Below are 12,590 nucleotides of genomic sequence, written 5' to 3' on the forward strand. Positions count from 1 at the left end.
TCTTTTGGACATTCTCGTATTCTAAAATTGTGTCTTTCGTAGATTCGGCTGAAAAACGCTTAATGGAGTTAGAAATTCTACGTAAGAATACCATAACAACGGAAGCTACACAACCAGATAGCATCCAGATTAAAGCAGCATCAGAACCAGCCAAATAACACATTATGAGTGATATTCTGACAAACGCACAAAGACATACCTGTATGGCGGCTATCCACAGCAAAGACACGAAACCAGAGATGGTGGTGCGTCGCTGGCTGTGGGAGCATGGATTCCGCTACCGGCTGAATCATCCAAGACTTCCTGGGAAACCAGATATAGTGATGCGGAAATACAGGACGTGTATTTTTGTAAATGGTTGTTTCTGGCATGGGCATGAAGGATGTCGTTACTACACCAAACCAAAGACCAATACGGAGTTTTGGGTAAACAAGGTGAAGCGAAACAAAGAAAGGGACAAAACAGTTAAACATCAGCTCTCCTCGATGGGCTGGCACTCCATCACCATTTGGGAATGTGAACTGAAGCCGAAGGTGCGAGAAAAGACCTTGGAGTCGCTGGCCTTCACGCTCAACAAGATATTTCTGCAAGACCATAGCGTCAAGCAAGACGATATACTCGAAACAGAGCCAATGATGGCAGTAGAAGAAATGGAAAGATACAATAATAGAAGAAAATGAATAACAAAATACAATTATCGAATATATGGCAAAAGATTTAACAACATCAGCTATAGAGCGCCAGAATATTCTGAATAATAATTTGGCTATACCTCGTATCCAAAATGCTTAGGATATTGAAGCATATCATTTTGAAGGAAAGTATTATCTTACCAAACAAATGGTGGCAGATTTCTATGAAGTGGATTCACGAACCATTGACAATTATCTATCTTCACATGAGGATGAGTTGAAGCACAATGGTTACTTTTTATGTAAAGGTAAGCGATTGAAAGACTTTAAGTTACATTTTGCTCACGAAAATAATTTCGTGAACAAAATCACTCAGTTGGGTCTTTTCGACTTTCGTGCATTTTTGAATATCGGTATGCTTAGTATTCTCGATTTAACCATTGTCTCCTCTTTTCTTATTTATAGGAACCACACTGACAGAACCGATACACTCCTTACAGCATAACAATAATAAATAGTATAGGATTTACGATTTTGAATTCATCGAACCCACGTTATTTTAGTTTTTATAGAAAAACATGGCTAACCTTTCATGATTTTTAAAAAAATATTATACCTTTGTGAATGTTTTATAAATCGTAATCAATATAAACCTAAAAAAATCGAAGAAATATGAATATTTTTAAGAAATTGTTTGGTAAAAATGAAGAAAATGATTCACAACCTAAAAATGTAAATCCCGAAGTAACCTCTAACGTTCATGAGAATACTCCTGCTCAAGAGAATCAGGCAGAAGATACTAAAGTTGAAGAAACTAAAGCGGAAGAAAAGATAGAACAGCCTGTTGCAACAACAGTGGAAACAAAGCCTTTGGAAAATGCTACTGCTGAAGCCAAACCTCAACCTCAGCCACAGCAACCTCAGTTCCATATGCCAGAAGACTTTATTAAAATGGAAGATGTAGCCGATATAGATATCGACACGATGGACCATAAATTTACGATGGTTATCTTAAAAACCCTTCCGCTTCAGGATGATGAGGTAGAAGTTAATGGTAATGTACATGGCAAGATAGAAATCAATGACGAGGTATATATCTGCTGTCCTAGTGGTGTCATGAAGGCGAAAGTGGTTCATATTGAGGATAATAGTCAGATTTCTGCTCAGCACTTAGAGGATAAAGCTGCGAGAATCGTGATCAAGGGTATCAAGAATAAGCAGTTGGTAGCTCCACTTATGGTCGTTACTAATGTTCCACCAATGAAGATTATCAAGAGTCCAAACGATGTAGAAAATCCATTCCTGAAGGGTTTGATTCGTGATGTACCTTTCCTCAATCAGGATCCTAACTACATGAATATCGTTTCGTTCATGTTATGCCATAATATCTATGTTGCTCCTGTTATCGTAAGAGACGAAGAGGGTAAAGTATTGACCCAGGAGATCGTTAACGAGGCGCATGGTATTAAGGGAGGATGGACTCTCGATGTGAAATGGCTGATTTCTGATGATGCGATGATGTTCCCACTTTTTACCGACCATCGCTCTTACAATACGTATATCGAAAAGATGAAAGAAAGTGCCGGTGCAAATACTGAGATAGAAGCAAGCGTCATGTTGCCTATGAGTTTCCAGGATGCTTTGGCGATGACACAGCATATTCAGACTAATATTGCACAGGAGACAGAAAACAAGATTCCTGAGGAATATAAGCAGAAGATTCAAAATGCGGGTATGGTTATCAATGCTTATGATAATCCTAACCTGAATCTCGATAAGAATTTCATTAATAACTTGATTACATCAGAAGGTTATCAGCAGGAATTCAATCAGAAAAAATAATTCTGCAGAGATAAAATGTCGAACCGTCAGTAGACCCTCTGCATAAAAGATGCATAATCGCTTGCACAGGTAAAATATAGTTTGTACCTTTGCAGGCGATTATTTTTTGGCTGTGAAGCTAGGAAATAATATAGTTAATCTCAGATATTGAATGTTTATCCCCCTCCGTTTATTCGAAGGAGGATTTTTTTGTAGGTATAATATCAAAAATTAAAGTTAAAGATTTTTGATATTTTTTATTTTTGCACGTATAATGTGATGATGAGATAAAACGATGAAAAACTATTTGCATAAATTTATTCTTGGATGCCTGTTGTCTGCTTCTGCTGTTTGTGCTGAGGCTCAAAACCTACACGATTTTATCAATCCTCCTGCTGATAAGTGTAACCATGTTATCTTGGGTTGGGATGGAGAAATTAATCAACAGGTAATCCATAAGGATCTGGACGAAATTCAAGCCAAAGGATTTCGTAACGTGATTATTGAACCGGGGTATCACATGGGCATCGAATATCTTAGCAAACAATGGTTTGCTAACGTCAAGATGATGGCTGAGGCTTGTAAGGCCAGAAATATGAAAATGTGGATTATCGATGAGGGAAAATATCCTAGTGGTATGGCTGGTGGTAAATTTTCTAAATTGCGTCCTGATCTGTGTATGCAAGCTTTGGTGAAAGATGGCGACAGTGTGAAGGCGGTGCGACGTTCTTCGAATACGCGCTGCGTCAATAATCCTACGGGTGGAAAGGATGAAAAGAATTCGCTCTGTGATTATCTCGATCCAAAAGCGGTTGACCAGTTTATCGCGTGGACACACGAAGAGTACAAACGCACATTGGGTCCGCTATTGGGTACCACTGTATTAGGATTCAGAGGCGATGAACCAGCCTTTCAAAGGGTGCCATGGACCACAGATATCATCGATATATTTCGGACAAAAAAGGGATATGACCCTACCCCTTATCTTAGCTATATCATTCAAAACGAAAGACAGTCTATTGCTTTCCCTTACCTAAGAAGTAATTTAAAAGAGAATCGTCAACTGTCTGAGAATGAGATTATTAAGATTAAAGCTGCTAAAGCGGATTATTGGGATGTATGGAGTGAACTATTTGCGAATAACTTCTTTGCTAAGCCTGCGGAATGGTGTAAGCAGCATGGCGTAAAATCGATTACCCATCTGGATAAAGATGATGATCTGCCGTGGTGTATCAAGTTATCGGGTGAACCATTCAGACTATTAAATAAGGTACAAATACCGGGTATCGACGTCATCTGGACGCAAATATGGCCTGGTAATCCTGACACTGAATTTCCTCGTCTGGCTTCGTCTACGGCACACCTATATAATAAGGAGCGGGCTTTCAGCGAAAGTTTTGCAGCTTGGAGAGCTCCTCTGGATACCCGAACAGCGAAGTATGTAGTAGACTATCAGATAGCACGAGGTATCAACTTCTTTGAATTTATGTTCTGGATGAGCAAGTCGGGTGCGCATGGATATATGGCAGAACCGGGTATGAAAGCACTCAACGATTATGTTAATCGTGCTACCTATATGATGCAGTTGGGTAAGGCGAATGCCCAGGTGGCTCTTTATGTCCCTATCCCTACCCTGTGGATGGGTAACAATAAGGCATACGACCAGATGAAAGCAATCGGCCATCTGCTGACAACTCACCAGTATGACTTCGACTTCGTTACCGACGATGCGCTGGATGAGGCGATTACTCCTGTCAATGGGAAACTGATCAACAAGAGTGGACAGCAGTATCACACGCTTATCATACCGACGGCTGATGTTATCACCGCTAAAGCATGGCGACAAATCAAGGAATTTGCGGCGCGTGGCGGAAAGGTGGTCTATTGGGGGGATATCCCTACTCAGATGTCGACCCGCAACTTTCAGGAACTTACAGCTATTCAACCGATACAGACTGCTCTTCAACTGAAGGATACGGTTTGGACGGATCAACTGCGTAATTATTTGCCAACTGCACAGTTACAGATTATCGGCGAAGCCAACGACAGTATCGTGTATACATCGAGAAAAGTAGGTAAAAATCATATCTTCTTTGTCATGAATCAGCGACAAAAAGATGAAAACCTGATGCTTGAACTCAACTGTATGGGTGATGTAGAACTTTGGGATGCTATAACGGGTAAAACGACAGCATTATCGGCTACTGTAGTTGGCAATAAGATGCGTATCAACCTCCCTATTGAAGGTTGGGGCAGTAAAATCATTGTCGTTAAAAGACGTTCCCAGGAATATAACCTCAAGAAATATGCTACTATTCAGCAAGCTATCGACCAGGCACATACTGATGGTGGTGGTGTCGTCGTTGTGCCTAAGGGAAAATATCAAAGCGGTGCCATCTTTCTGACCAGAGGGGTTGACCTGAAACTCGAGAAAGGTGCTGTGCTGACGAGTATCGTAGACACGACTCTTTATCCGATTATCGAAACCCGATGGGAAGGTAGAATGAAAAAAGCCAGAGCGGCTTTCATCAATGTAGATGACAACGAAGATTGTAGGGTGTATGGACCGGGACTCATCGATGCCCAGGGATTAAAATGGAAGAAAATAGGTTGGTCGGTATATGGCAGACCTAAAGTGATCTGTTTTAACCGTTGCGATGGCGGTGAGCTACGTGATGTTGCTTTCAGGAATCAATCGTTCTGGTGCTTACATATCTTATATACGCATGGCTTTACAGTACACGGTATCCGTATCGATGCCGAAGATTATATACCAAGTAGCGATGGAATTGATATCGACTCTTCTACCGGTATCTCGATAACCGATAGTCATATTAAAGCCTACGACGACTGTATTTCTATCAAAAGCGGTAAAGGTGTGGATGGCAGACGAATCAACCAATATGCCGGTCAGATAAAAATCGAAAATTGCCACTTTGACTATGGCCACGGCGGTGTAGCCATCGGTAGTGAGGTAAGCGGAGATATTAAAGATGTAGTCGTAGCCAACTGCGACATGAAAGGTGAAAACTGGAATCCTATGCGCTTCAAGAGTCAACCTTCCAGAGGTGGTGTTATCGAAAATATTACCTTCGACAACATTGCTATCGCTAAAGCACAGAATATGATCAGTGTACAGATGGCGTGGCGAATGAAGGGGGAAGATGAACCGGCATGCTCACCACTCACCCAATTGAAAAATATCGTCATCAGGAATATTACGGGTACAGCAGATAACGCCGGAGTGATAGAAGGATACCCTGATGCTCCCATCAAGCGAGATGCCATACGATTTGAAAATTGCCTTATCAAAGTCAAAAAACCATTAATGATCAAAAACGCAGATGTCGACTTGAGTGGATTTACCTGCAAACTGTACAAAAAGTAAAAAAAATGGTATTTACGACAAAATAAGTTTCTCTCATATATCGTATCTTTGCCCAAGAATAACTAAAACCATATTATCTAATATACCTATTAAAATGAAGAGAATGCTTATTTTCCCACTGCTTGCTGGCAGTGTACTGAGTGTACAGGCTCAGAATCCTATTATCCAAACCAAATATACGGCAGACCCTGCTCCTTATGTGCATGGCGATACCATCTATCTGTATACCACGCACGATGAGGATGATGCTGAAGGATTTAAAATGTACGACTGGCTGCTTTATACTTCTACCGATATGGTAAACTGGCAGGATCATGGTGCGGTGGCATCGCTGAAAGATTTTGCCTGGAATGATAAGGAGAATGGCGCTTGGGCGGAATGTGTCGTTGAACGTAACGGTAAGTGGTATATGTACTGTCCGATACACGGTCATGGTATCGGTGTACTCGTCAGCGACAGTCCTTATGGTCCATTTAAAGACCCTATCGGCAAACCGCTGGTATGGCAGAAAGAGCACTGGAATGATATCGACCCATCGGTGTTTATCGATGATGATGGACAGGCTTATATGTACTGGGGTAATCCTAATGTATACTGTGTCTTGCTGAATGAAGACATGATCAGCTGCAAGAGTGACGTGATGAAACTACACGATGTGCCGGAACATTATCAGGAAGGTCCTTGGTTTTATAAGCGCGATGGCCATTATTATCTGGCTTACGCCTCTACCTGCTGTCCTGAAGGTATCGGTTATGCGATGAGTGATAACGCACTCGGTCCTTGGAAATTCAAGGGTTATGTTATGGCTCCTACTGATCGTACCCGTGGTAACCACCCTGGTATCATCGACTTCAGAGGTAAGAGCTATGGATTTGGATTAAATTATGATCTGAAAAACATCAGTATTAAAGAACATAAAGAACGTCGCTCTGTCGGTGCTTTCCCACTCCACTATCGTGAAGATGGCACAATCGTAGAATCTCCTTATTTCAAGGATGTGGTTGTCGCTCCTGCCAATACCTTTAATCCGTATCAAAAGGTTCAGGCTGAAACGATGGCTTGGGGATATGGACTGAAAACAATCAAGAGAGGGGTTGAAGATATCGTCGTTACCGATGTGAATGCCAATGAATATATCCAGCTCAAGGCGGTTGACTTTGGTAGAAAGGCTGCTCATACCATGAAGATGAATGCCGCTGCTGTGCTCGGTGGACAGATCGAGGTGAGAATCGACGACAAAAAAGGAACCTTGTTGGGTACGCTCAATATCAAGTCTACCGGTAGTGAAGAAACCTATCGCACGTTCGAAACCCGACTGAAGGCTGTAGAAGGTGTACACGATTTATATTTGGTATTCAAAGGCAAGGCGGGTAAGAGTCTGATGAATCTTGACTGGTGGCAGATGGATAACGAACCCGTAGGTCACGTGACCTATTCGCGTATAGTAGAAAATGGTGGTACCGGTAAGTATCCGGCTATCATGAGCGAAGTCAAAGGTTTAGAGGCGCATACCGTGTTTATGCCACAAGACTTGTCTGCCTTCAATGAAAATAATCCGTTGCCTGTGTTGGTGTGGGGAAATGGAGCCTGCTCTAACTCACCATGGGAACATTATAAGTTTCTGAATGAAATCGCATCACAGGGGTACTTAGTGATTGCAACCGGCTATCTTCCTAAGAACGATGAGGTTTATCATGGCGATATGTCTACCGCACAACAGCAGATAGAATCGATAGACTGGGCTTTGGCACAAAATAAAGACAAAAAGAGTCCTTTGTATCACAAAATCAATACGAAGGCAATCTGTGCATCGGGAATGTCATGCGGTGGATTACAGACGCTATACAATGGTGCCGATTCTCGCATTTCTGCTTATCTGATCTGTAACAGTGGACTGTTTACCGACGCTTCTTTGACAATTCCTAATATGCCTATGCCAAGTAAGGATCAACTGAAAAAGATACATGCACCTATATTATATATGTTAGGTGGAAAAGAAGATATCGCTTATAACAATGGTATGGACGATTACCATCGTATCAATCATGTTCAGGCGATTGCCATCAACTACCCTGTAGGTCATGGTGGCACTTATCGCCAAGCGCATGGTGGCGAATTCAGATTTCCAGCTATCGCATGGCTTAACTGGCAGTTGAAGGGCGACCAGGAAGCAGCGAAATGGTTTACTGGTAACTCACCATTACTATTACAAAGAAAAGGATGGACAATGGAAAAGAATTTTTAAAGCTTTTCCATTTTAGTTCTGTTCTTTTTTAGCATTTAAAATTTTTCGATATTCATTAGGAGCGATACCATATCGCTCCGTGAATATTCGATAGAATGTTTGGATCGATCCCATACCACTTTCCATGGCGATGGCATCTATCGTATAGTCCTCATGTTCACGCATCATCTCTATCGCATGCTTTAAGCGAAGATCGTTTACATATTGGATAAATGACTTATTCGTAAATTTCCTGATTATCGGACTGAATTGGGATTTCTGGATATGCGTTTTATTTAATAGCATGGCTCTGGAAAGAGAGGGATTAAGATACAGTTTTTCGCCCTCTATCAGCTCCTGAAGCATTTTGAATATCTTGGCATCTTTCTCTTCTTGACTTAAAATCAACTGTTGGCGGGCTTTAAGAATTTGTTCTTGAGTTAATTCATTAGAGTCATATTCCTTTTCTTCCTGTTTCATAGTGGGCATAACAGTAGGAGAATCGTTAGGCTCCGCGACCTGTTTCTGCTGAATTGTGACCTGCTCATCTCTATCCTGTTGATTCGGATAAACGGCTTTCGATGCATACGGATCACTTAAACCTGATGAAAAAAAATGATTCTGTTTATCCTTATGAATTGTGTGCTTTTTTACATGAATGGTTCCAATATAGGCCAGTAATAAAAGTATACAAGCCACAAGACCTATAATGAGCCAATGCTGCCAGCCCATGAGTTGTTTTGCATTTCTCATATGAATCGTCATGGTACTCAAATAACGTGCTCTAATATTATTATAAGTTGAAAGTAATACAAAATAATATAAAGTCATTCTAATATTCCGTTTGAATATAATATATGTTTAATCTCGCAAATATATAAAAAAATGTCCAAAACGCCAAATTTTTTTTTGGGTTACAACACTAAACGATGTTTTCTGTCGGTTAGCGAGAAAAAAAACTTTGCTTAATCTCAACACCTCACGCCGTTTGTTACTTGGTGGCAGTTTTTATGGTTAATATCAGGAATTAGAAAAAATAAGTGCTGAACAGGATGGCTTCATCGAAAAAGCGTGATCATAAAACCATTTTGTTCAGCACTATTGGGGATGCTATAACTGATTCAAAATTATAAATCAGTCTTGCAGTTATCGTAAAATCATGAGGCTATACCATGCTTTGCCAACGCCTTTTCGATCGCCTGAGCCAGTTGGTCTGGGCAAGAAGTGCTTTTCGCACCACAATGAATACCACGAAGTCGCTTCATCACCTCGTCGGCTTTTAAGCCCTCTACCATTCGCGATACACCAACGGTATTACCAGGACAACCACCTATAAACTGTACATTGTGGATACAGAGTTCATCGTCTAGTTCGAACTGAATAGCCTTAGCACATGTTCCGCAAGTTTCAAATGTTACTTGTTCCATCTTTCTTGTTCCTTTTTTGTGTTTAAATGTTTTTGTCTCTTAATCTTATGTATCTTTTGTCGTAAAAGATATATTTCGTTTTTGTGACTGCAAAGATACGATATTTTAAGTGAATCTAATCATAAACAAGACAAAAAGAGACCTTTTTCATTGTCTTTAAGTAATATATGACAACAGTCTGTTAGATGACGTACAGAAGGAACGTGAGACAATGGATACAATCTATACCAAATTGAGAGCAGTGCCCGAGACACTTACACATTGGTATTACGGTCACTTTCATCAAAGCTGGCATTCATCTATTGATGGAGTCCTATTCAAGATGTTAGACATCATGGAACTGGCTGAAATTACCCCTTGACTAAATCAAGTTTTATAACACTATTATGTACAAACATACTACTATTAGACAGAAGTGTAGTAGTTTTGTACAGTTATATAGATTCGGCAATAAATACATTTTGTTGCAGAAATTATATTTCCAAACAACCAAACATCTGTATTAAAGGAGTCTGGTTTCTGCCGTCAAAAAAGAAAGAGATGAGAAAGTCGGTATACTTGACCAATGAACGGTTTAGTTTATTCCCATATTAAATATCCATAACCTAAACTAAACCTTATTTCTTCCAGCAATAATTGACATCATACGTAGAAGGGGTAAAAACAGAGGCTGGAGGTACACAGAGGGACAAATAAATTGCTCCAACACTTTTTAACAGTCCGACTTTGAGATAAAATATGCTTCGATTTTTCGCCAGATTATAAAGATATACAAAGAACTACAAAGATAAATGCACCTAAAGGGACAGAAAATGGAAGTCACACTTCACTCGCTTCACAGCAATTTCCTTTCCCTTAAGGTTATGGTTACTTATGCCATCTCCAATTCTTCTTTGAGAATAGAAATGTGCAGACAGTCTTCTATCTTCGACATGGTTTCGAGAGAAAGATTCTCCTGACCTTTCAGAACCTTTGAAACGTATTGCTGACTGCACCCCATCATATCAGCCAACTGCTTCTGGGTCATGCTGAGTTCATCCATTTTCTCCAGCATTTTCACAGCAATACGCTGGGAGTGTCGCAACCACGATTTGTTCTGCTGCCTCCACTCTGCCCTTTCCCTCCATTTGGAAGGTGTGGGCGACTGATGTTCCTTCAGTCGTGCAATTACATCCTTCATAATTTCTTGCTGGAATACACTATAGTTTAGAAGCAGGCAGCTATCATCTCCTTACCAAGTTTATGAATATGGGCGAGGATTTCTCTTTCCCTTTCGGCAGAAGGCTTCTTGAAGCCATTGATATAGTTACGCAGTAGTGTGGCGTTCATTCCAATAGAACGGGCAAATTCTGCCACGTTGATTTCCTTGTGGGTCAGGAAGAAACGCTGAAGGGCTGAAGGCTCTGAATCTTCATAGGTAAAGCTCTCAAAACTGATGTCTTCATCGAGACTACGCCAATGGATGCCGTCATAGCCAAAGGTGTATTGGCTACGTTCGTCATCGGATGCTGTCCTCAACTTAGGGTACCAGAGCAACGACTGGCTGTACTCCTTTCCCTCTTCGTCTCTGCCGAATATATGATCAGCAGTAAACCAAATCTTTGTAATCTTCATAACGTATCCCCCTTTATTAACTATTTTCCGTTCCATACGAACTTAGCCATGCCACCGTTCCCTTCAACGTGGACAGGCTCATGCTCCTTACTGTAAAAGAAGAAGGAGAATCCAAAGAATCTAAATACTTCTGGCATATCTCGATCTCATTTTATAATGACAATGTAAAGATAGGAATTATTTTCGATACCAACAATTTTTTTGCCAAAAAAAATGTTTCTGGTGATTTTTCGTTATCTTTGCATCGCATACGTGCAGAACTGATGATGATACTCTTCTGAGTGATTTCCTAGAAGTCCATTTGTACGGTTCAAATCATAAACCACAGTCAGTCAGCACCGTATGATTACTGCTTTGAAAAATAGGTTGGAGCTATATATATATTTTAAAAACATGAATTAAAAGCATGAAAAAAGTAAAGCAAATCGCTCTTCTGCTCGTTTGCATCATTTTAGTGATGGGTGCAGCTTATCAACGTGACGGGAGAATATTCGGCAAAGAGCAAACAACAACAACACAAGATACTATCCAGGCGGCAGAACCTATGCGCACGCTGGATGATGGCACTCGAGTGATCAATACCTCTACGTTAGGCAAAGATATCACAGGATATGCCGGTAGAGTGCCATTGGAAATATATCTCAGTCAAGAGGGAAAAATCGTTCAGGTAAAGGCACTAAAGAATACAGAAACACCTGAATTCTTTAACGAAGCAAAAGCTCTACTGACAAAATGGAATGGCAAGACTCCTGAAGAGGCTTTGGCCTTAAAGGTAGACGCTGTGAGTGGTGCTACTTTTTCTTCTCGAGCTATTATCGGGAATATGAAAGTGGGATTGGCTTACGCTGCAAAAAATGCCAAAGAACCATCTATCTGGGACAAGTTTGATCTGAGTATAAAGACGATAGCAGGACTCATCGTTGTCTTGATGGCTGCTATTATACCTTTATATTATAAGAGCAAAAAGTATCGTACGATACAACAAATACTCAATACAATCGTACTCGGCTTTTGGAGTGGTAGTTTCTTAAGTTATACCCTCTTCTTGAGTTATGCGTCGAATGGTATCAACTGGTACGTATCCATAATACCGGTCATCATGCTGATTACGGCTTTCATATATCCACTTTTCGGCAAAAAGAATTATTATTGCAACTATATCTGCCCATGTGGATCTTTGCAAGAACTGGTAGGAAAGACCTCTAAGAAGAAGTGGAAGATCAAGTCCAAGTATATCGTGATGCTTAATCGATTCAGAAAAATATTATGGGCTGCGCTAACCGTATTGATGTTGTGCGGTATCGGATTTGAATGGATGGATTATGAAATCTTCAGCGCATTTATCTTTACCTCTGCATCAGTAGTCGTCTTGATATTAGCAGCTATTTTCATCCTATTATCCTATTTCGTGCCGAGACCTTACTGTCGATTTGTATGTCCTACGGGCACTTTCATTAAAATGGCTTAACAGAGAACTGCTCTAA

General features: G+C 40.5%; 9 protein-coding genes and 2 pseudogenes. 7 read left to right on the plus strand and 4 right to left on the minus strand.

Annotation, left to right across the window (positions count from 1 at the left end):
- Positions 1–164: 164 nt before the first annotated feature.
- The 5 genes and pseudogenes from L6471_RS02055 to L6471_RS02075 form a co-directional block, all read left to right on the plus strand.
- Positions 165–680 carry a very short patch repair endonuclease gene (locus L6471_RS02055; RefSeq protein WP_237797153.1) on the plus strand — a complete coding sequence of 172 codons (516 nt, stop codon included), beginning with the start codon at positions 165–167 and terminating at the stop codon, positions 678–680.
- Positions 681–705: 25 nt separating this feature from the next.
- Positions 706–1,053 (plus strand): annotated as a pseudogene (locus tag L6471_RS14160) (DNA-binding protein); the annotation flags it as partial.
- A 251-nt stretch (positions 1,054–1,304) separates the two neighbouring features.
- The gene (locus tag L6471_RS02065; protein WP_237797155.1) at positions 1,305–2,474 is read left to right on the plus strand and encodes a hypothetical protein; all 1,170 of its coding nucleotides are present in this window, start codon (positions 1,305–1,307) and stop codon (positions 2,472–2,474) included.
- 274 nt (positions 2,475–2,748) lie between these two features.
- On the plus strand, positions 2,749–5,841 hold the full coding sequence (locus tag L6471_RS02070; RefSeq protein ID WP_237797156.1) for a glycosyl hydrolase family 28 protein: 3,093 nt from the start codon (positions 2,749–2,751) through the stop codon (positions 5,839–5,841).
- Positions 5,842–5,935: 94 nt separating this feature from the next.
- A pseudogene (locus tag L6471_RS02075) lies at positions 5,936–7,249 on the plus strand (glycoside hydrolase family 43 protein); the annotation flags it as partial.
- Positions 7,250–8,098: 849 nt separating this feature from the next.
- Here L6471_RS02075 and L6471_RS02080 read toward each other — a convergent pair.
- Positions 8,099–8,896: a helix-turn-helix domain-containing protein gene (locus L6471_RS02080; RefSeq protein ID WP_237797157.1), complete on the minus strand. Its 798-nt coding sequence runs from the start codon at positions 8,894–8,896 to the stop codon at positions 8,099–8,101.
- A gap of 326 nt (positions 8,897–9,222) precedes the next feature.
- Positions 9,223–9,492, minus strand: coding sequence for a TIGR03905 family TSCPD domain-containing protein (locus tag L6471_RS02085; protein WP_074614518.1), 270 nt, complete (start codon positions 9,490–9,492; stop codon positions 9,223–9,225).
- A 211-nt stretch (positions 9,493–9,703) separates the two neighbouring features.
- Between L6471_RS02085 and L6471_RS02090 the strand changes: the two genes are divergently transcribed.
- The gene (locus L6471_RS02090; protein ID WP_237797158.1) at positions 9,704–9,853 is read left to right on the plus strand and encodes a hypothetical protein; all 150 of its coding nucleotides are present in this window, start codon (positions 9,704–9,706) and stop codon (positions 9,851–9,853) included.
- Positions 9,854–10,363: 510 nt separating this feature from the next.
- Here the strand turns inward: L6471_RS02090 and L6471_RS02095 are convergent.
- Positions 10,364–10,672, minus strand: a complete 309-nt coding sequence (locus L6471_RS02095) for a helix-turn-helix domain-containing protein (RefSeq protein WP_237797159.1) — start codon at positions 10,670–10,672, stop codon at positions 10,364–10,366.
- Positions 10,673–10,698: 26 nt separating this feature from the next.
- Positions 10,699–11,106: a DUF2442 domain-containing protein gene (locus L6471_RS02100; protein WP_027454302.1), complete on the minus strand. Its 408-nt coding sequence runs from the start codon at positions 11,104–11,106 to the stop codon at positions 10,699–10,701.
- Positions 11,107–11,512: 406 nt separating this feature from the next.
- Between L6471_RS02100 and L6471_RS02105 the strand changes: the two genes are divergently transcribed.
- On the plus strand, positions 11,513–12,574 hold the full coding sequence (locus tag L6471_RS02105) for an FMN-binding protein (protein ID WP_237797160.1): 1,062 nt from the start codon (positions 11,513–11,515) through the stop codon (positions 12,572–12,574).
- Positions 12,575–12,590 lie beyond the last annotated feature (16 nt).

It is taken from the genome of Segatella bryantii, assembly GCF_022024215.1.
GTDB lineage: Bacteria > Bacteroidota > Bacteroidia > Bacteroidales > Bacteroidaceae > Prevotella > Prevotella bryantii.